General features: G+C 40.5%; 19 protein-coding genes. 8 read left to right on the top strand and 11 right to left on the bottom strand.

Annotation, left to right across the window (positions count from 1 at the left end; genetic code table 11):
* Positions 1-254 precede the first annotated feature (254 nt).
* From C427_RS07090 to C427_RS07075, 4 genes are all read right to left on the bottom strand, one after another.
* Positions 255-746, bottom strand: coding sequence for a YehS family protein (locus C427_RS07090; RefSeq protein ID WP_007643772.1), 492 nt, complete (start codon positions 744-746; stop codon positions 255-257).
* 190 nt (positions 747-936) lie between these two features.
* Positions 937-1,203 (bottom strand): hypothetical protein, encoded by a 267-nt coding sequence (locus C427_RS07085; protein ID WP_007643777.1) that lies wholly within the window; start codon positions 1,201-1,203, stop codon positions 937-939.
* Between the two features lie 94 nt (positions 1,204-1,297).
* Positions 1,298-3,091 (bottom strand): carboxyl transferase domain-containing protein, encoded by a 1,794-nt coding sequence (locus C427_RS07080; RefSeq protein WP_081589102.1) that lies wholly within the window; start codon positions 3,089-3,091, stop codon positions 1,298-1,300.
* Between the two features lies 1 nt (position 3,092).
* The gene (locus C427_RS07075; RefSeq protein ID WP_007643782.1) at positions 3,093-5,066 is read right to left on the bottom strand and encodes a monovalent cation:proton antiporter family protein; all 1,974 of its coding nucleotides are present in this window, start codon (positions 5,064-5,066) and stop codon (positions 3,093-3,095) included.
* Positions 5,067-5,174: 108 nt separating this feature from the next.
* Between C427_RS07075 and C427_RS07070 the strand changes: the two genes are divergently transcribed.
* Positions 5,175-6,089: a GGDEF domain-containing protein gene (locus tag C427_RS07070; protein ID WP_007643784.1), complete on the top strand. Its 915-nt coding sequence runs from the start codon at positions 5,175-5,177 to the stop codon at positions 6,087-6,089.
* 140 nt (positions 6,090-6,229) lie between these two features.
* Here C427_RS07070 and C427_RS07065 read toward each other — a convergent pair whose 3' ends face one another.
* Complete coding sequence (locus tag C427_RS07065) at positions 6,230-7,423, bottom strand: ABC transporter permease (RefSeq protein ID WP_007643786.1); 1,194 nt, start codon at positions 7,421-7,423, stop codon at positions 6,230-6,232.
* 38 nt (positions 7,424-7,461) lie between these two features.
* Positions 7,462-8,247: an ATP-binding cassette domain-containing protein gene (locus C427_RS07060; RefSeq protein WP_007643788.1), complete on the bottom strand. Its 786-nt coding sequence runs from the start codon at positions 8,245-8,247 to the stop codon at positions 7,462-7,464.
* Between the two features lie 164 nt (positions 8,248-8,411).
* Here C427_RS07060 and C427_RS07055 point away from each other — a divergent pair, with 164 nt between their 5' ends.
* Complete coding sequence (locus C427_RS07055; RefSeq protein WP_007643790.1) at positions 8,412-9,119, top strand: YIP1 family protein; 708 nt, start codon at positions 8,412-8,414, stop codon at positions 9,117-9,119.
* A gap of 31 nt (positions 9,120-9,150) precedes the next feature.
* On the opposite strand, the gene C427_RS07050 is transcribed toward C427_RS07055, so the two are convergent.
* Complete coding sequence (locus tag C427_RS07050) at positions 9,151-9,945, bottom strand: DUF3025 domain-containing protein (protein WP_015430612.1); 795 nt, start codon at positions 9,943-9,945, stop codon at positions 9,151-9,153.
* A 78-nt stretch (positions 9,946-10,023) separates the two neighbouring features.
* On the opposite strand from C427_RS07050, the gene C427_RS07045 reads away from it, so the two are divergent.
* The 5 genes from C427_RS07045 (at position 10,024) to asnB (ending at position 15,970) form a co-directional block, all read left to right on the top strand.
* Positions 10,024-11,670 (top strand): M28 family metallopeptidase, encoded by a 1,647-nt coding sequence (locus C427_RS07045; protein ID WP_407636141.1) that lies wholly within the window; start codon positions 10,024-10,026, stop codon positions 11,668-11,670.
* Between the two features lie 679 nt (positions 11,671-12,349).
* Positions 12,350-12,604: a type II toxin-antitoxin system Phd/YefM family antitoxin gene (locus C427_RS07040; protein WP_007643799.1), complete on the top strand. Its 255-nt coding sequence runs from the start codon at positions 12,350-12,352 to the stop codon at positions 12,602-12,604.
* Between the two features lie 314 nt (positions 12,605-12,918).
* On the top strand, positions 12,919-13,257 hold the full coding sequence (locus C427_RS23980) for an aspartate/glutamate racemase family protein (RefSeq protein ID WP_015430611.1): 339 nt from the start codon (positions 12,919-12,921) through the stop codon (positions 13,255-13,257).
* A gap of 31 nt (positions 13,258-13,288) precedes the next feature.
* Positions 13,289-13,585 carry a hypothetical protein gene (locus tag C427_RS23975; protein ID WP_015430610.1) on the top strand — a complete coding sequence of 99 codons (297 nt, stop codon included), beginning with the start codon at positions 13,289-13,291 and terminating at the stop codon, positions 13,583-13,585.
* A 717-nt stretch (positions 13,586-14,302) separates the two neighbouring features.
* On the top strand, positions 14,303-15,970 hold the full coding sequence (gene asnB / locus C427_RS07025) for an asparagine synthase B (RefSeq protein WP_007643801.1): 1,668 nt from the start codon (positions 14,303-14,305) through the stop codon (positions 15,968-15,970).
* Positions 15,971-16,039: 69 nt separating this feature from the next.
* On the opposite strand, the gene C427_RS07020 is transcribed toward asnB, so the two are convergent.
* The 3 genes from C427_RS07020 to queE all read right to left on the bottom strand — a co-directional run bounded on the left by C427_RS07020 (position 16,040) and on the right by queE (position 18,050).
* Positions 16,040-16,816, bottom strand: coding sequence for a type 2 periplasmic-binding domain-containing protein (locus C427_RS07020; protein ID WP_015430609.1), 777 nt, complete (start codon positions 16,814-16,816; stop codon positions 16,040-16,042).
* A gap of 97 nt (positions 16,817-16,913) precedes the next feature.
* Complete coding sequence (locus tag C427_RS07015; protein WP_007643805.1) at positions 16,914-17,330, bottom strand: hypothetical protein; 417 nt, start codon at positions 17,328-17,330, stop codon at positions 16,914-16,916.
* A 45-nt stretch (positions 17,331-17,375) separates the two neighbouring features.
* Positions 17,376-18,050 carry a 7-carboxy-7-deazaguanine synthase QueE gene (gene queE, locus C427_RS07010; protein WP_007643806.1) on the bottom strand — a complete coding sequence of 225 codons (675 nt, stop codon included), beginning with the start codon at positions 18,048-18,050 and terminating at the stop codon, positions 17,376-17,378.
* A 97-nt stretch (positions 18,051-18,147) separates the two neighbouring features.
* On the opposite strand from queE, the gene queC reads away from it, so the two are divergent.
* Positions 18,148-18,807, top strand: a complete 660-nt coding sequence (gene queC / locus C427_RS07005; protein WP_007643808.1) for a 7-cyano-7-deazaguanine synthase QueC — start codon at positions 18,148-18,150, stop codon at positions 18,805-18,807.
* Positions 18,808-18,924: 117 nt separating this feature from the next.
* On the opposite strand, the gene C427_RS07000 is transcribed toward queC, so the two are convergent.
* Complete coding sequence (locus C427_RS07000) at positions 18,925-19,845, bottom strand: LysR family transcriptional regulator (protein WP_007643810.1); 921 nt, start codon at positions 19,843-19,845, stop codon at positions 18,925-18,927.
* Between the last annotated feature and the right edge of the window lie 253 nt (positions 19,846-20,098).

Here is a 20,098-nt window from a genome sequence, read left to right as displayed (position 1 = left end):
GTATAGGCAATCACCTCGCTCAATATCAACCTAGGATTAGTAGTTGAAAAATGATGTATTGGGTAATTAGAATAAGTAAATTATAAATAGTTGCCTTTGATAGATAGTTGCCTTTGATAGATAGTTGCCTTTGATACATAATTCTTTAGTTTCTTGGATAAGTATGTATCAAAGGAAAAATTCGACCGTCGCAACTAAATGCGATTAAACGTCAAGGTGACATTGGCGCTGCCTAAACGCTTATTTAGAGGGGGTTAAACAGCCTTGTCTTCATCTTCGCTATCCCCTTCCCCGCGCACTTTAATCTGCAATCCCTTTAGGAAGTTGCGCATAATCTGATCATTACAAGCACGATACTGGCGATTTTCTGGTTTTCTGAAGAAAGCACTCAATTCATGTTTGCTGATTTTAAAGCCACTTAAATCCATAGCTTCTAATACCGCTTCAGCTTGCATATTTAGCGCTATCTTCAACTTCATAAAAATGATGTTGTTGGTAAGTTTGCGCTCAACTGGGGCTTCGACGCCTTCACGCTTTCCACGATTCATGTTGATCAAACCGTTTAAGAACAGTGAAAATTGAAGATCGGTTAGTTCAATAAAAGCAGGATCGTCGTCTTTGCGTAGCCAAGTGTGAAGCTGTGCGACTGTGGCGGGATAATCGGCTTGGGCAAAAATCTCGACCATTTTTGCGTCGTTAAAATCGAAGATATAGCGAACACGGCGCATGACATCGTTGTTGATCATAATATTCCTAAAAACGAGGTTGGTTTATCCAACCGTAAAGATGTTATTAGTTTAAAGCTTTTTAAAACGATTGCGTCATTTTATTGGTAGATAAATATCAATGAGCATATTTATTTAGGTACATTTGGGTAGAAGACCCAAGTTTATCAAGACATGACTCATAGCTTAAGCTTGCATAACGTTGTCAGACTTAAAAACAAAAACTGATTTGTTGCCGCTGAGACTGAACGCGTTTAGCTTGCTGCTCTCTTGCAAAGGCTCTGAGTTTGTCCATTCGATTGAGAATATTGTCTGCACTGTCAGACATTTGTGCCTGACTGCACAAGTCCATTGTAGTGTAATGCTCAGCGTGCAGAGAATTGTTGTAGACGTTGGTTACACTTCTCTTTGCAGCGCCATTTACACCGTTATATGCACCGACATTTACACCTAAGTTTATATTTGAATAACTGCTCATGTTGCCTCCAATAAACAACTGGTTATACATACAGTATAATGTTGATTATTAATTGTGCAACTAACTTTTTAAAGTTATCTACTATTCGCTTTCATTATTGGACAATGTTTAAAGCTAACAGCAAGGTTTGCCTAGTATTAGCTGGTTCAATGACAGCATCGATTTCCAGCACACTGGCCACTTCTTGGGCTTGGCCTTTTTGATATTGTGCAGCTAAAAGTTGCTCATAAAGTGCTTTTCTCGCTGTCAGGTCCTGCTCGGCTGCGAGTTCTTTTTTAAATCCAAGCTTAACCGCTCCTTCAAGCCCCATTGCACCAAATTCGCCTGTAGGCCAAGCAATAGTATAACTCGGTTGACTGGTATTTCCGCCCAACAAAGCCTGCGCACCTAAGCCGTAACATTTTCTTAATACCACAGCTACTAATGGCACGGTAAGTTGACTGCCTGCAACGAACAGTTGCGACAACCTGCGCACGGCCCCTCTGTCTTCATGTTCTGGCCCCACCATAAATCCAGGCGTATCGCACAATACAACTACCGGAATAGAAAACTGCTGACAAAGTTGCATAAATTGACTCGATTTTTCGCCAGCTTCTACATCAATGGCACCGCCTAATACTTTGCAATTGCTGGCTAACACACCCACTGGATGACCTTGTAAATGGATAAAACCAGTAATAATTGAGGCGCCAAATAGCGCCTTAATTTCAGTAAAAGAATCGGTATCTGCGAGAGTATGAATGATCTCTTTTACGTCATACACAAAACGCCGGTCTTCGGGTAAAACCTGGTTAAGGGTTTCTTGGTCCGCAAATGTAATTTGTTGCTCATCCACTAATGGTCCTTGAAAATACAACAAACATTTTTTTGCCATTTCGGCTGCTTGCTGCTCGTTTTCGACCAAAATATCGATCACACCATTCTTGACCTGCTTATCGCTAGGGCCAATATCAGTTGGCTTAACCACACCCAAACCACCGCCCTCTATCATCGCTGGGCCTGCCATACCAATCCATGAGGATTGGGTAGCAATGGTGATATCGGCAGCCCCAAATAAAGCAGCGTTTCCTGCAAAACAGTAACCATTCGCCACTGATATACGTGGCACTTTCCCTTGTAAACTCGCCCACGTAGCAAAGGATTGACATTGTAGGCCTGAATTTACGGTTGTAATATCTGTATCCCCAGGTCGACCTCCGCCACCTTCGGTGAACATGACCACTGGGAATTTTTTAGCTGCCGCGATGGCTAAAATGCGATCTAATTTTAAGTGATGGAAGTAACCTTGTGTACCCGCTAATACACTGTAATCATTAATCACTATGGCAGTTTGCGTATTCTGCTCAGCGACCAAACCTTGATTAATTTGCCCTACACCTGTGATGACGCCATCAGCGGCGGTAGCAGTTTTTAATTCGTCGTAATCACGGCGCAAACGCTGTGCCGCAACCGCCATTTGTCCGTATTCCATAAAACTGTCTTCAGAACATAGGTTTTGTAAGTTTTCTCTGGCGCTTAAATAACCTTTTAGCTGGCGTTTTTGATGTTGCTCAACTCTTTGCTCATCAAGTGTGAGCGCTGCTCTGACTCTCAGTTCATGTAGTAATGTTTGATTGGTATTTTGAGTGACTGGCACTTTTTTGGGCTTAGTTTCGCTAACACCGTCGGCATGTATATCCACCAACGGCATACCGACAAAACATTCATCATCGAGGCTGACATAAACTTGACCCACTTTTCCCGAAACCTCTGCACATAAAGTCGTTTGCATTTTCATTGCTTCAATAATAACCAATGGTTGGTTTGTATCGACTTGCTCGTTTGGACTGACTAAGACAGCCACAACGGCTCCTATATTTGGCGCACAATACGTGTGTGTAGATGTCATTTTAATTTCCCTCTAATAAAAAACGTTCGGCTCGCTCAACTTTACGAGGCTTTGCTGCGATCACTATTACATCACCCACTAATAAAATCATGTTCTCGTCTGGCTCTGCTAATTCATGATTATCCCTTCTCAGGCCTTTGACATTAACTCGCCATTGTTGCAAGTTGAGCTGGAGTAATGATTTACCAACGGCGTAGGCATTTTCTGTAAGAATAACCGCATGCATAAATTCTAATTTGTTTTGTTTAGAGTAATCGAGTTCGGTGGTTTCCCCGGGGAAAAACCCGTGCATATTGGCATAGTGTCCTTTGCGCTCTTTGCGCACTCGCTTAAGTATTCGAGACATTGGCACACCAGACAACTGCAAAACTTGAGTCACTAACATCAAACTACCTTCGAGAATTTCCGGTACCACTTGAGATGCACCTGCCTCAAGCAATTCTTCCATGCGATTATCTTTTCTAGTTCTTACCACTACAGGTAAGTCTGGGTACAAGCTTTTAACTAAATGAATCACATTCATGGCTTTTTCATGCTGGTCAAAGGTAATCAGCACCAGCTTGGCTCTTTCAATTCCGACCGAATGTAATATATCTTTTTGTTTCACGTCACCAAAATAAACTGGCTCGCCTGCACTTTGACTTTCTTGAACGCGGAAAGGATCCGCATCAACTACCATGTAGGGAATAGCTTCAATTTTTAATAAACGGCTTACCGATTGACCCACTCGACCAAAACCAAAAATGAGTACATGATCAGTCAATTGTTGATCCTGTATTGAAAGTTGTTCTAATCCTTTTACATCAGGCGTTGCTTCAGGACTAATCGCTTTAGCAATTTGTGGACTTTTATCGACTAACCAAGGCGTGATAGCCATACTCATCACACCAATAGTTAACAGTAACGAACCTTGTTCTGAGTTTAAAATAGCATGATCTACCGCCAGTGCTGCTAACACAAAACTAAACTCGCCCATTTGACACAGTTTCAGTCCGGCTGCCCAAGCATCTTGTTTGCCCAATTTAAAAATCTTTGCAGATAGCCGTATAAGCACTACTTTTAACAGCACAATAACCATCAAGCCTAATAGTGCCCAGTGGATCTGGTGAGGTAAATTGTGTAGCTCTAAGCGCATACCAATAGTAATAAAAAACAACCCCATTAGAATGTCTCTAAAAGGTCGTATATCGGCTTCTAATTGATATTTATACTGGCTTTCACCTAGCATCATACCCGCTAAAAATGCACCCAACGCCATTGATAAACCAAATGAAAAAGCTAAGCCTGCGGCCATTAAAGCCACCAAAATAGTGGTCAACACAAAGAGTTCATCAGTGCGGGTGCGGGCGACTTCACTAAAGACCTTAGGTAATACCCATTTACCGACAGATAATAAAATACCTACTACAAATAAGCCCTTGAAAAACGCCATTGAAATAGCAGCACCTAAACTTTGTTCGGAGTCAGCTGCTAACAAAGGTACTAATATTAGTAAAGGCACCACAGCAATATCTTGCAGCAATAAAATGCTCACTGCAATTTGTGCTCGCGGAGTATTCAAAATACCTAAATCACTGGTTTGTTTAATCACAATTGCAGTTGAAGACAGGGCGATAATCCCACCTATCACAAAGGATGCTTTGACATCAAAACCCAGTAACATGGCGATGCCCATAAACACTAATGTAGTCAACAGCATCTGAGCTAAACCCACGCCAAATACCAAGTGACGCATTGCTAACATTTTAGGAAGTGAAAATTCTAACCCCAATGAAAACAACAAAAATACAATACCTAGTTCGGCAAAAGTTTCCATATCTTCTGGGTGTTCAAATAATGCAAGTAAATCGGGACCAGCTAAAATGCCGCAAAAAAGATAGGCGAGAATTGGAGGTAAATTAATACGTTTAAATAACCAAACAGTTACCACTGCCACGGCCATTAAAATAACAATACTGCCTAAATTTTCATGCATAACCTTGTGTTTACCTTTCTTGTTTGATTGCTAGGCACAATACTTGCATCGAATTTACTAAAATTCATTTTTGTATGGAAGTTGCCATATTTTTGGCAGGAGAAACCGTTGGAACAACTTAACCAGTTTTACGACGCAAATGTCGGTGAGCCTTATTTCAGCCTTGAAGAGTCTTCTAAAGACCTTGTTCATGGTCAGAAACAAGGATTGACTCAAGGTCAGCTTAATAAATTCATCCTTAAATTGCTAACAACAATAGATTTACCTAAGATGAGTCAATTATATTTTCAGCAATTAGAAAGCACCCTACCGTTGTCTGAACTAAAAATCCAGTTTGAAGATAATAGAGTTACATTTGGCCAAGCGGCAAAGAATACACACCTAAAAACACTTAACTGCATGCAGGTGGGAAATGCAGTTGCCGTTATGGATTATTCATTTACTCAATCTTTGTCTTTAAGGGATTGGCAAATACTGCAACAAATGCATGTTAATTTTTGTTATCCCTTTAAAAATGCCTTAGAGCATCACAAAATTAAGCAGTTTGCCATGAAAGACTTCTTAACGTCCTTAGGTAATAGAGCCAGTTACGACGAAACCATGGTCAGACTGGCCAGCCAATCACAAAGACGTCACCAACCCTTTGGTTTGCTGATGTTAGATATGGATAACTTTAAACAAGTTAATGATATTCATGGCCATCAAGAAGGTGACAAAGTATTGATGACTTGTGCGGATACTATTTTGCATTGCCTTAGAGAATCAGATTTTGCATTTAGATTTGGTGGTGATGAATTCTGCTGTTTGTTACCAGAAGCAGACAACCTGACCAACAATTTAATCGCAGAACGTATTCGCAGCGCCATTGAATCCGAATCATTACTGCAACAACATAATATATCTTGCAGCATTGGTAGCGCGAATTATCAAGAAGATGATTCTCAAATCGGTATTTTTTCACGAGCTGACGAAGCACTGTATATTGCCAAGCAAGCCGGTAAAAACTGTATTAGGGCCGCTTAGGAAGATAACTGCAGCCAAAGATAATAAACGGTAATGGTTTGCCTAATATTGGATAAGTAACACTCAATCACCAGAAGCTAAAAAGTCATGCTTTTTTGGAGAATATATAAAAGCATGACTTTTCCATACGATCATACTGATTATCTAAACAATACTTTTTCTTGATTAAACCAATACACACAGAATGCAAACAGCGCGCCTGCAATGATCACAGTCGAACCAAAAATGGCAAATAATTGGTAATAATCCATTGTACCTTTAACCAATTCTTTCATGGCGAGAGAAACGTTAGTAATGGGCACCCAAGCCCAGCCTCCTTTTAATTCTACACCCGGTAAAAGAGCCAGCATAATCGGTACAACAACCAAAATGGTCATGGGCCCCATGTAACTTTGTGCTTCTTTAAAACTTTTGGCATAAATGGAAATACTCAACAAGACTGCCGAAAATATAGCCACCACAGGAACTAACATTAGAAAGATCAGTAAAAAATCAAGTATCGCAATCTGTGCCATAAAATCCGCAACAAATTTGATTGCCATGCCTTGGCTTAAAACCAAGCCCCAAATCACCATACTCAAAACAGTAATCAACGCTGTCATGGTGCCAGCAAAAGCAATAGTCAAAAACTTACCCATTACAATTTTATTCCGATCTATGGGTGAAATCAGTAAGGTCTCAAGGGTGCCACGCTCTTTTTCACCGGCGCCAATATCGGTAGCCGGAGCCATTGCACCTGTTAAACAAATAAGAAACAACAAATAGGGCAACATCCCACCTATTTTTTCTCCCCAGTTTTCACGATCGTCAGCGGTATTTACTTTCTCTAATACAAGCGGTTCTATTAGTGCACTTTGTTCTGCAGCGTCTAACCCCAGACTAGTAAACGCGCTTTGTTGAAATAACTCAGACTGACTCTTTACTATTTCATTGACCCGTCTATAGACCAGATTTAGCCCCGCATCATTAAAATATAATTTAACGTTAGCCTGACCATTTTTAAGCACATCGTTAGAATAATTTTCGGGTATTTCCAATACAAAATCGACTGTTTCATTGCGAATAATTGAGGTGTAATCGGCGTTTCCCTCAATTTCGACTAGCTTAAATTTTTCTGGTTGTTGCAGCTCCTTAACAATATCCGGCGCATATTGGCTACCTATCAATGCATAATTGAGTACTTGGGTTTCAGCCTTGTCTATGGCTTGTTTACTCACAAAACCCACAATCCCAATAATCAAAGGGAAGATTAATAACGGCAGTGCAATCATAAAAAATAATGTTTTACGGTCGCGAAGTAATTCTTTTATCTCTTTTTTAAATACTAACCACATATTGTATATCTCTTTATTTATAAGCCGCTAAAGGCTCTCTATTCGCTAGTAGTTGATTGAATGGCGGCCATAAAGGACTGGTGCAATGAGCCCTCAGCAAGGGCTTTAAAGCTGGCGATATCACCATCAAACATAGTACGGCCTAGATCAATAACGGTGACCTTGTCACATAGCTCTTCCACTTCATCCAAATGATGGGTAGAGAAAATCACGGGGGTGCCCTGCTCTTTCAAACCACGAATAAATTCAAGTACGGTTTGCGTGGCCATAATATCTAAGCCCGTTGTAGGTTCATCTAAAATAACTAGCTCAGGGGAGTGCACTACTGCACGTGCAATGGCAGTTTTTTGTTTCATACCTGTAGAGAAATTTTCTGAACGTCGGTCTAAAAAGTTATGCATATCTAACAAGTCAGCCAACTCTTTTATACGTTTGCCAATAGATTCTTCACTCATTCCATGCAGTTGACCAAAATAATGAATGTTTTCACGACCGGTTAAACGACCATACAACCCCGTAGAGCCTGATAAAAAACCTATCTTTTTACGAGCAACAACAGGATGGGATAACACATTATCCCCACTTATTTCTACGCTGCCACTGTCGGGTTTCAGTGCAGTAGACAACATACGTAAGGTCGTCGTTTTCCCCGCACCATTAGGGCCAAGTAATCCTAACACTTCACCTTTTTGACATGTAAAAGATACATCTTGGACCGAATGAAAAAAGCGCCCTTTTAACCTTGGGTCTTTTTTTTCTTGCTCACTGAGCTTTTTAGGATTTTCCACGGCGAATTTCTTCGCCAATTGTTTTATTTCTATCATTCCATTTTCCTAGTTTGTGACCGGCCAGTTCTATAGTCCTTCAATTTTGTGTTTTATTACATGCGATTAAGAAAAAAAATATGTAACAATATTAAATTCGCTCGGATTAATGAAAATAACCTTGGGCGAATATCGCTGTAAAATAATTTAATAGGGAGAGTTGTATGCAACAGGTCAGTAATCCATTTCAGGCCATGAAGGATATTTTTGTTAAGCCTAATCAGGTTTTTGCCACCATAAGTGAAACCCACAATTGGTCTTGGATACCTTTTATGTGTATCGCAGTTATCGGTGCATTACCTATTTACGCGTATTTTAATTTTGTCGACTTTTCTTGGTATACCGAATTAATGGTGCAAGCCATGGCGGGCGATTTAAGCCCTGCTGAGCAAAATGTATTTCGTAACGTGATGGCAGATCAATCACAATCCTTGTGGACAGGGGTGTTTGGCTCTGTATTTATGCTAATTGTCAGTAATGCGATCATGGCACTTTATCTCAATATTGTGACCAAAGCAGATGAAGAGTGTGTGCAAGGTTATAGCGACTGGTATGGCTTTAGTTGGTGGGTCAGCATCCCCGTCATTGTCTCTAGCCTCTTGGGCATCTTGGTGGTGCTAGTGTCGCAGGATAGCCAATTATCCCCAGTAAGCATGGCTCCTACTTCATTTGCCTTTATTTTTTCTGTAGAAATGAATTCGTCATGGGCGTCTTTGATGCAGGCAATTCGCTTGGAATCTGTATGGGTGATGTACCTAACGGCAGTAGGATTAAGTCAATGGACCCAACTCCCTGCAAAGAAGACCTACATGATTGCTATTGCTCCCTACGTATTAATTTGGGCCAGTTGGGCTTTATTTATCGCTATTTGATGCTGATTTTGATGATGACTTTGGCGAAGACTTAGGTACTGAAATAGTCAGTATTCCCATAAAAAGCAGGATCATTGTTGGCATCCCATACATCAGGGATGCCCAATAATGGTATTGGGCTAAGTGGCTTTTTTGCTGAGAACAAATCCGTTTCTCGAATATGCTTAACTAATAAGTAATCGAGTTGAGCCAACTGCTCGGCATAGGGTAATGTTGAAAATTGACGGTCTACCTCTATCGCCAAACACTTACCTGTCAAACCAATAAAGGGCTGCAACAACATTTCAAGATTAGCATGACCAAATATAAAACTATTTATCTCATTACCCCAACACTGCCTATTTTCAACAAATACAGATTGCCATTGATGCTGCTTTAAATTGTCAACAATATTGCTAAAAAAGTCGGCACGCTGATAAGTGACAATCACTCCGCACTCATCAAAATGGGTTAAGTTATTTCTTCTAAGAGTTCGTGGTGATAACCCATATTGCTCAATATCTTCAACATGCTGCTTATTTAACAATTGTTTTGTATGTGGAAACTGTAGCCAAATCAATCCGTTAAACAAGTCATGCCAGCCGTTTGGCCGGGTCGGAATAATATTTTGTTGGTGGATAATTTGTTCATAATAATGATCAGATTCAGGTAGCTGGCTTTGACAAACAAAATCAGGAATATCCACATTCCCCTTGAGGTTTTTTAAATTATTGAGTCCACAAGCATTTGGCCAGTTAGAAAAACTGGACAAGTCAAAATACGTTTCAAGTTGTTGCATTGGCAACATTGGTAATTGACTAATAAATTCATGATTCCAAGCGGTCACAATTGCCCTTAATATTGATCTGATGTAAAAAGGATTCGTTTTATAATCTTTAACCTTTGTAACTACAAGAGCAACTATATGAAAACTTGCCACAAACTCCTAATGTTTTGCCTGCCAATGACATTAGCTTTATCAGCCTGCCAAGACAAACAAGTCAAAGATCCTGCGCCGGTAGTAAATAACTTTATCGATGTTTATCAAGGTATTAATACCGATGATTTAAAAAAACACATCAAAATTTTAGCCTCGGATGAATTTGAAGGTCGCTTACCCACCACAATCGGTGAGCAAAAAACATTGGATTATTTGGTTAACGAATTCAAACAATTAGGCTACCAACCCGGTAATGGTGACAGCTATTTACAGCCGGTTGAACTCATTGAGATGACCGCTGATCCTGATATGACCATGACCATCGGCGAAAATAGTTTTGCTTATAAAGAAGGCATGATGGCTTCTACAAGCCGAGAACAAACCAAAGTAGAACTAAAAAATTCAGAGTTAGTATTTGTTGGTTATGGGATCAACGCACCTGAGTATGATTGGAATGACTATCAAGGCCTAGATGTAAAAGGTAAAACAGTCGTGATTTTGGTAAACGACCCAGGTTTTGAAAACCCACAAGGTGATAAGTTTCAAGGCAAAACCATGACCTACTATGGCCGCTGGACTTACAAATACGAAGAAGCCAGTCGCCAAGGTGCAGAGGCTGCGATTATCGTGCATGAAACTAAACCAGCCTCATATGGATGGACAGTGGTCGCTAACAGTTGGAGTGGTCCGCAGTATGGTCTGGTAAGCAAAAATGGTAATTCTGATAGGGTGGCTGTCGAAGGTTGGCTAACCACTGAGGCTGCGCAAAAAGTGTTTGCTGATGCAGGACTCAATTTCGCCGCAGAAAAAGCCAAAGCGGTTGCCGGTCCGTACAATAAAAACTTAGGATTAGACACCTCGGTCACGATTAATAATAGCTTTAAAAAATCTATCAGTAATAACGTTATCGCTACGTTACATGGTTCTGAAAAACCTGACGAACACCTAATATTTACCGCACATTGGGATCACCTAGGTAAAGATGAAACCAAAGACGGTGACCAAATTTATAACGGTGCTCATGATAATGCCACTGGTACAGCAGCTGCATTAGTCATGGCCCAAGCTTATTCTGAGTTAAATATTAAACCCAAGCGTTCGACCACATTTTTAATAGTGACCGCAGAAGAACAGGGCTTGTTAGGTTCGAAGTATTATTCAGAACATCCGATTATCCCTTTAGATAAAACAGTGGCCAATATCAATATGGATGCCATGAGTGTCTTGGGCAAAACCAAAGATGTCGCGGTTATTGGCATGGGTAAATCTGAACTAGAAACCTACCTTGAAAAAGCAGCCAAACGCCAAGACCGCTATTTAGTTCAAGAAGGTCGTCCTGAAGCCGGTTATTATTACCGTTCTGATCATTTCAGCTTTGCTAAACAAGGTGTACCTGCCCTATACGCTAAAGGGGGTGATGAACCTATTGATGAAGAGACAGCTGTGTATCGAAAGCGTACTAATGTGATTGTCACCGGCTGTTATCATCAGGTTTGTGATAAATTTCGCGAAAACTGGGACTTATCAGGTATCCAGCAGGATGCGCAATTATTGTTTGAAGTGGGGTATGACTTAGTGTCATCGGATGATTGGCCAAAATGGAAAGCCACGAGTGAGTTTCAGCGGAAGTAAGGTTTTCTATAGGCTTACGCTTTTGTAGCGTAAGCTTTTTTAATCTATAACCATGCCCTATCGGGCACCCACATCCTTGCGGGTTTTGACTCGAATCCCTTCGAGCCAGTGACTCTTTTTATAAAGTGCATCCAGCGCGGCTGCCGCGTGAACTTTACCTTTCAGGCCAGCTGAAGATGTTCCATATTTAACCCGTAAATATGGTCAACAGCAAAAAAAGTAACCAGACAAAAAGACTCACTTTATGGGCGTCAACCGCATTGTCGTTTCAAATGTGTCCCTCCAACTTCCACTCAAATGACGTCATTTCATTTGCCCCTAAAATAAGCCTTTTTGTGCTGAAACTTTAAATGCGGGAAAAGCAGTGGCGGAGCCACCAAAGCATTTATCGGCGATGCCGATCGTGTAATTACCTTGCGATGGCTGTCCTGTTAATTCCTACTGTTAATTCAATCCCAAGCCAAGCTTTCTTTGAAAAATGCTTCCGTAAACCAAAGCCAACAAGAGCTAAAATCAATAACGTCTTCATCAGATATTCCCCTTATTCAAGAAAAGCCTAACTCAGCAATAAGCGAAAATAAGTAAAGAACTCACTGTTTGTTATACGTTTAATTGCCTTGTACGTTTCGAATACTACGATGAGACACGTTAAAGATCTACTTAACGTACGGGCAAATATGTGACTACTAGAAGACTAACTGAAGCTGCTGCAAGTATTAGTGAATTAAAAGCTAACCCTATAAAGGTTGCTATGAGTGCGGGCGGAGAAGCAATAGCTGTTTTAAATAGAAACGAACCAGCGTTTTATTGCATACCCGCTGATACTTATGAGTTCATGATGGATCACATGGAAGATCTTGAATTATTGAGCATTGCTGAAGCGAGAAGGAATAAGGTAATTATAAAGGTAAATTTAAGTGACTTATGTGCTTGAGTTTAAAAAGACTGCATTGTAAGACTGGCAAAAAATTGGCGGAGGTTATAGACAACCCTCATATAAAAAGTGCAAAGTTATTTGGTACTAATGAGCTATATAAGATCAAATTAAGACAAGTAGGCTATCACTTAGTATATGAGGTAAATGACTCTATTGTTACGATCATGGTGATTTCAGTTGGAAAACGTGACAATGGAAAAGTGTACCATGTTGCAATGACGCGCAAAGACTGAAGAAGCCGACACAAGGCAAATTACTAAAACAATCATGTTAATTGTTTTCTGTGATGTGAATAACCCAAGGAGAGACCTGTGCATATAGGAATAATTGGCGGGATTGGTCCTGCTGCAACTGATTTTTATTATAGAAACCTAATTAAGGCTCATGCTTTAGCTAATAAAAAATTTGTTCTGACTATAGTACATGCCGAGGTCAGTGACGTAATTGGGAATATTGCCGCTAATACACCCGGTAAACAAGCCAAGATTTTCATTCAATTAGCTTACCGCTTGGAAGCCTCTGGAGCGGATGTAATTGCCATTTCGTCCATTGCGGCGCATTTTTGTATTGCTGAATTTATAGCGTTATCTCCGCTGCCAATTATTAGCATCATACCTACGTTGGAATCTGAATTAAAAAAAGAGGACTGAAAAAGTTGGCCTACTCGGACATCGTATTTCAATGGAAACCAAGCTATTTGGAGGAATTTCGTCCGTTGACGTTGTTATACCTTTAGGTGATGAACTTGATATAGCTCACAACATTTATATAAAAATGGCGGCAGAGGGTCAAGTTGATTCAATTCAACGTGAGCTGCTTTTTACTATCGGCAAAAAGCTATGTATCGAACAAGGTGCTGACGCTTTTATCTTAGCAGGAACAGACCTTTGCCTAGCATTTAACGGATATGAGTGTGGCTTTAATGTGATAGATAGCGCGCAAGTCCATATTAATGCTTTGTGCGATATGTCAGGCTAACCCAATACCCTATAAAAGAGGAAAAGCGCGGGGTCAGGTCTTTGATTTATGATAAACAATTAACAATACAGCCATCATAGTTAACTGGTTGTCGCCAAAGCCGATGCGCTTGTCTTTTGACTTACCCTCGCATCGATGTTCGCCAATTATTTATGAAATTTCGTAGGACAATTTACAGGGATGTAAATTGAGTCACAGAGTGCCTGGAGCACATTGTGACGACTGGCTAAATTTCATAAATAATTGGATGAAGAACATAGCGGCAAGCGACCTTTTTTGCTTACTTTTTGTGGCTGCAGAAAAGAGTAAGTCGCTAAGAAGGGATTCTGTGAGAAAAACGACATGCGACCGCCAAGGATGGGGGAAGGTAGAATAACGCAGGAGCAGTTATCGAGATGTCAGTGCCCGCTAGGGCATAAAGCATTCAATGACTACGCCCAAGGCCAAACTCCCCCAACAAAGAATATCGACAGAAGCACAGCCAACTATCAACTAAAAATATCCACACCCAAACCTCCTAAAACAGGCATTGTTCTTACTAATTCCTTTCTAATGTAAGAAAATCACAGTTTATCCTTGCTTTTTTCGCTCAGACTGGCAAATTCAAGGGCGCGAAAGTCTCTCTAATAATAACAACAGGTTTCGCTTTTTTTGGCTTGTCACGATAGAAATATCAAGCCCCTTATTAACATTAAGTAACTCAAGAGAAACATTTTTATGTGTGGTATTTTCGGTATTCTGGGTATCAAGAGTGATGCTGCAGAACTTAGAACGCAAGCGTTAGAGCTTTCCAAATTACTCCGTCATCGCGGTCCTGACTGGTCAGGTATTTGGAATAATGATAATGCTATTTTATGTCACGAACGTTTGGCAATAGTCGACGTTGACACAGGCGCTCAACCGCTAATAAGCCGCGATAATAATCAAGTGTTAGCCGTGAATGGCGAAATTTATAATCATAAAGCCTTGGAAACGGCGCTAGACACACCTTATGACTTCAGAACCAAGTCTGACTGTGAAATTATTCTGCCTTTGTACCAACAAAAAGGCGTTGAGTTTATCGATGAATTGGAAGGCATGTTTGCCTTTATTCTGTATGATGCAGAGCAAGATACTTATCTGATCGCTCGTGACCATATGGGAATTATCCCCTTGTATACTGGTTATGATGAGCACGGCAATTTGTACGTTGCTTCAGAAATGAAAGCGTTAACACCTGTGTGTAAAACAATTCAAGAATTCCCTCCTGGCCATTACATGTGGAGTAAAACGGGTCAATTAGTCAATTACTACAAACGTGATTGGATGGACTATGAGAATGTTAAAAACAACGAAACCAACCTTGACGATCTAAAGGTAGCATTCGAAAAAGCGGTTAAGTCACATTTAATGTCTGATGTGCCTTATGGTGTGCTCTTGTCAGGCGGCCTCGACTCTTCTTTAGTGTCTGCGGTAGCGGCTAAATACGTGGCTAAACGTGTTGAAGATGGTGACCAAACGGATGCTTGGTGGCCACGTTTACACTCTTTTGCTGTAGGTTTAGAAGGCGCCCCCGACCTGATTGCGGCACAAAAAGTCGCTAAGATGATTGGAACGGTGCATCACGAGGTGCACTTTACTGTGCAAGAAGGCATCGATGCCTTACGTGAGGTGATTTATCATATAGAAACCTATGACACCACCACCATTCGCGCTTCGACTCCTATGTACTTGCTGAGTCGTAAGATCAAAGCTATGGGCATTAAAATGGTGTTGTCGGGTGAAGGAGCGGATGAAATATTTGGTGGCTATCTGTATTTCCATAAAGCACCGAACGCTAAAGAATTTCATGAAGAAACCCTGCGCAAACTTAACCGTTTGCACATGTTTGATTGCGCCCGTGCCAATAAATCCACCTCGGCTTGGGGTGTTGAAGGACGTGTGCCTTTCTTAGACAAAGAGTTTATGGACGTAGCCATGCGCTTAAACCCACAAGACAAAATGTGTCTTGATGGAAAAATGGAAAAATGGGTATTGCGTAAAGCTTTCGATAATAACGAATATTTACCTGCTGAAATATTATGGCGTCAAAAAGAGCAGTTCAGTGATGGTGTCGGTTATTCATGGATTGATTCACTTAAAGAATATATTGAAACCCAAGTCACCGATCCGCAAATGGCTTCAGCAGAATTTCGCTTCCCAGTGAATACCCCTGATACTAAAGAAGGCTACTTTTACCGCAGTATTTTCGAAGGTTACTTTCCACAAGAAACGGCAGCTAAGTGTGTGCCTAGCGGCAAATCTATCGCTTGTAGTACAGTAGAAGCCTTAGAGTGGGATGCGAGCTTTAAAGCCAATGCTGACCCTTCTGGTCGTGCAATAAGCTCTGTTCACGGTAAGAGCTAGGTCATAATTAAGCTACACTAGCTACATCTACGAATCAGATAAAAACCAGAGTCAATCACTCTGGTTTTTTTATGGCTCGGTAGAAGTATGAATTTTGCCGTCAAACCATAATTCCTCTCTGTCTAAAGGCGTTTTTTCTGGTAAAAAGGTGTTTTCTAATGTGTAAAATGTTCTATTGCCAATCTCTGATTTTTCAATAGAAGCTTTATAATTCTCTTCAAATAACTCGTCATACGTTCCATTTTTGATGGCTTTTTCTAACCCTCGTTCAATCAGGTTCGCCAAAGGAACACTTTTCTTATTTACAAAAAAGTAGATTGCCGCGGGATAACGTATCCCAAGAGTAGGTTGAATCTGTATTTTATTCGCCACGTCGCTCATAGCCAGTTCCTCCCAAATTTCTATAATAGAGCGCGGGAAAAAATCCCCTTGTGCTCTACCAAGCATTTTCACAAGAGAGGTTTGGGTACGATCGGTGATCACGTCGAAACCATTGGATTGCAATATTTTGGTGTCTGGCCAATCTCGCCCCTGCAATGGCGAAAGTTTAACTAGATGATCGAACTGCTGAATATAGGTAAATCGTTCAGCCATGTCTTCTCGAATCAACAGTAAACGCCAACCAATCAACCCTTTAAATATGGGAATACGTATTGGCAGTAAATCTTTTTCACGCTGGACATTGGTCATACCCCAAACAATGTTTATTTCTCTATTGTCTTGAAGCCTGTCTAGGGCCTTGCCTTTTGACAGAAGATTGTCTGAGGGTTTAAGTTGATAATTAACGCCGGTTTGATCCAAAGCCAATGCCAACAGCTTGATTGGGTAATCGTCAATTGTTGACACCGTTTCAATCGAACGGGGAAAGGTTATTTGCCATGATGCACTCTGAGCATTAACACTAAAAAAGTAGGATAAACCCAGCTAGGATTTTATTCATAACTTACTCGGCAAGGGAAAAAATATCTATAAGTTTATTTTCGTCATCATCAATAACCGTCACAATTATTTCAAGTTGTTTGTCGGGCATCTTTTGCAAGGTGTATGACGAGGCACAGCTAAAACATAATCGATCTTGATCAACATAGAATTGCCAGCGCATTTTTGAGAAAAATAGTGAACCTGATAAGCGAATAGTTTGCTGCAATTTAGGTACAAATTTTTTAATCCCTGCTTGCTTAAGCTTTGTAAATATCCGACTTAAATTGTGCTCTAATTTTTTCTCGCTAGTGATGACTTTTTTACTTTTGTCACTCATGATAATAGTAGGTGGTAGATAAAAGCTGACCACCTGTTTAGGGTCAAAGGTATTTAATGCTGTAGCATAAATATCTAAAAAATATTCTGAATCAATCGGCATAATTGACGTACCCCTTAATCACGTATATTACGTGCATATAGATCGCTACTCGATCCCAATAAATTTGTGAGTTTGTAATGACAATCGCCAATTACGCGCTATGCAGGTTTTAATTGCAAGGTCAGTGGCACGTTTTTGTTGGCTAATCGGCTGTAAATAAATATTGGGTACCGCTTGGTCACCTAAAAGTGTCAGCACCTCGTCTAGCTCTTCAATATGTTTTTGCATTGCTATCGGATGCTTAATTTCATTTGCTCGGCGCATTGCACTTCGTAATACAAGCCTGCCTCCCGGCATATTGATTTTTGGTGAAACAGTGACCCAGGTGTCTGGATGCGCGATGATCTCATAAGTACCGCTGGTTTCAATTTGCACCGAATACCCTTTAGCTATTAAGCTACTAGTGATTTCAGTCAAATCATACAAACACGGCTCACCACCGGTGATCACGATATGTTTAGCCACGTAACCATGAAGATTAAAAAGGCCTAATAACTGTTCGGTAGTCTGTTCAAACCAACTATCAGACTCAGCCGTTTCTGCCATCACCGCATTGCTTGTGGTCTTTAACTCAGGCGACACTACCCAAGTATGTTTAGTATCGCACCATGGACATCCCACAGGGCACCCCTGCAGTCGCACAAAAATCGATGGCAACCCGGTATAACTCCCCTCTCCTTGCAAAGATTCAAACACTTCATTAATTTTATAGGTACTCAATCACTTTCCTTTAGTTTAACGCGTCCCTAGTGTGGGAATTTATCGTCAAATCACTTAAAATCGATATTAATGAATTGATTATAAAGAAGCAAAGCCCATGTCACAAAAGGTAGTGGTAATTTTTTCCGGAGGAATGGACTCTTTTACAGTCCTAAACCTAGCAGTCAAACAGGGCTTAGAGGTATTTGCCCTGTCTTTTAATTATGGGCAAAAACATAAAAAAGAACTCGATTATGCAGCTCGAGCCTGTCAAGAGTTAAGTGTGCACCACAAAATAGTCGATATTTCAGCTATCAATCAATTAATTGGAGGCTCATCACTGACATCAGATATTGAAGTAGCAGAAGGCCATTACGAAGAAGAAAGCATGAAAAGTACTGTGGTGCCAAATCGTAATATGATTTTGCTATCTATGGCAGTAGGTTATGCCGTTTCAATCGATGCCAACAAAGTCTACTTCGGTGCTCACTCAGGCGACCACGCTATCTACCCAGACTGCCGGCCTGAGTTTGTGCATAAAATGAATGACGTTTGCGCTATAGCTAACTATGAGGCAGTCGAAATTGTGACGCCTTATTTGGAGGTCAGCAAAACGGCAATTTTAACAGCAGGCTTAAAAATGGGCTTAGATTACAACCTCTCATGGACTTGTTACAACGGTCGTGAAAAAGCCTGTGGTAAATGTGGAGCCTGTCAGGAAAGATTAGAAGCGTTTACTGAAAATGGGGTGACTGATCCTTTGGAGTATGAAGGGTAAGGTAAAATGGTGGTTTGCTTTTTGTTGTACATAATAAAAAAGCAAATCCTTTAATCACCAATAAAAAAGCCGCATATATGCGGCTTTTTTATCAAAATTAGACCTCAGTTCTAAACGCTACTGATCAACCTGCTGGATAAAATAGCTAATTTCCTTAATTAAATGTCTTAACACAGGATTTAATCGGGTGTTTTTGCCATTCATCACAAATAATTCGTGACTAAATTCAAATAAACTTTTGCCTACTGGCACTAGTCCTAACCCTGCACCTTGGTTTGTGAGTATATAATCAGGTAATAGCCCTACGTATTCACCAGTCATGATCGCAGCTAAGCAAGCATCGTAGGAATCAGAAAAGGTTTGAATAGCCATACGTGTATCGTCAGCAATGTAATTGGCTGAGGACAAGCCGGAGATACCAATTGCTGGATAGTCTCCAATCTTAACGTTGTTAGGAAAACCATCACGATATTTTGCTAGAACATGGGAAGGTGCACAATAGAGTCTTCCTTTACATGAAACATCAACTGGGTGAAAAGTGACAGACTCAGGTTTGACCATATCATAAGTCGACAACACCAAATGACATTCACCAGACAATGCAACATGCTCGACCTCGTTATACAATCTGGTTTGAATATTCACGTGAATATCGTTAAATTTTTTCATAGTGCTTTTAACAGATTTACTCACCGCCAAGTGATATGAAAGGGGTAAACCCGCCATCATCACTAAGGTGACATGGCCTGAATAATCATCATGCAAACTTTTTAGGTTAAACACAAAGTTATCAAAAGAGTTGAAGATACGTTTGGTTTCCTGAAAAACCACTTCACCCTCTTTGGTCATTTGAAAACCACCACGACCACGATGACATAATACTAAATCTAAGCGTTCTTCGAGCTTTTTAATAGCCGCGCTAATATTCGGACGTTGCATCCTAAGCACCGGCTCAGCTGCAGTAAAGCCATTACATGAGGCAACAGCGTAAAATACACGCAATAATTTGATATCGGATTCTTGAAGACGATTTAACATTACAGCACCACTTTTAGGTATAGTTATTGATACTAAAGTACATAGTAGGAAAGCCTTAGCCGGATTACAATGGAAATTTAGCAGAACTGCTAAAACAAAGGTCTTAGCTATAGAAAAGTGAAAAATTTAACTTTTTCTAACTATTACGACCATCGAAAACCGACTTTGCGACTACCGACGTTGCGACAACCGACGTCGCGATAACCGAAGCTATAAACGCCAGCCTAAGGCTGGAGAAACATTTCCTTATTGG

This window comes from Paraglaciecola psychrophila 170, assembly GCF_000347635.1.
In the GTDB taxonomy this organism is placed as follows: Bacteria; Pseudomonadota; Gammaproteobacteria; order Enterobacterales; family Alteromonadaceae; genus Paraglaciecola; species Paraglaciecola psychrophila.
Note: the sequence above shows the minus strand (reverse complement) of the source record. Positions and strands in the feature narration are given on the sequence as shown.

What these genes read in the sequence shown, in the direction of transcription:
- C427_RS07055 (WP_007643790.1), top strand. Translation starts at nt 8,412, where the DNA reads ATGCAACAGGTCAGTAATCCATTTCAGGCCATGAAGGATATTTTTGTT.
- C427_RS23975 (WP_015430610.1), top strand. Translation starts at nt 13,289, where the DNA reads ATGGAAACCAAGCTATTTGGAGGAATTTCGTCCGTTGACGTTGTTATA.
- C427_RS07080 (WP_081589102.1), bottom strand. Translation starts at nt 3,091, where the DNA reads ATGACATCTACACACACGTATTGTGCGCCAAATATAGGAGCCGTTGTG.
- C427_RS07060 (WP_007643788.1), bottom strand. Translation starts at nt 8,247, where the DNA reads ATGATAGAAATAAAACAATTGGCGAAGAAATTCGCCGTGGAAAATCCT.
- asnB (WP_007643801.1), top strand. Translation starts at nt 14,303, where the DNA reads ATGTGTGGTATTTTCGGTATTCTGGGTATCAAGAGTGATGCTGCAGAA.
- C427_RS07065 (WP_007643786.1), bottom strand. Translation starts at nt 7,423, where the DNA reads ATGTGGTTAGTATTTAAAAAAGAGATAAAAGAATTACTTCGCGACCGT.
- C427_RS07085 (WP_007643777.1), bottom strand. Translation starts at nt 1,203, where the DNA reads ATGAGCAGTTATTCAAATATAAACTTAGGTGTAAATGTCGGTGCATAT.
- C427_RS07045 (WP_407636141.1), top strand. Translation starts at nt 10,024, where the DNA reads ATGAAAACTTGCCACAAACTCCTAATGTTTTGCCTGCCAATGACATTA.
- C427_RS07000 (WP_007643810.1), bottom strand. Translation starts at nt 19,845, where the DNA reads ATGTTAAATCGTCTTCAAGAATCCGATATCAAATTATTGCGTGTATTT.
- queC (WP_007643808.1), top strand. Translation starts at nt 18,148, where the DNA reads ATGTCACAAAAGGTAGTGGTAATTTTTTCCGGAGGAATGGACTCTTTT.
- C427_RS07015 (WP_007643805.1), bottom strand. Translation starts at nt 17,330, where the DNA reads ATGCCGATTGATTCAGAATATTTTTTAGATATTTATGCTACAGCATTA.
- C427_RS07075 (WP_007643782.1), bottom strand. Translation starts at nt 5,066, where the DNA reads ATGCATGAAAATTTAGGCAGTATTGTTATTTTAATGGCCGTGGCAGTG.
- C427_RS07090 (WP_007643772.1), bottom strand. Translation starts at nt 746, where the DNA reads ATGATCAACAACGATGTCATGCGCCGTGTTCGCTATATCTTCGATTTT.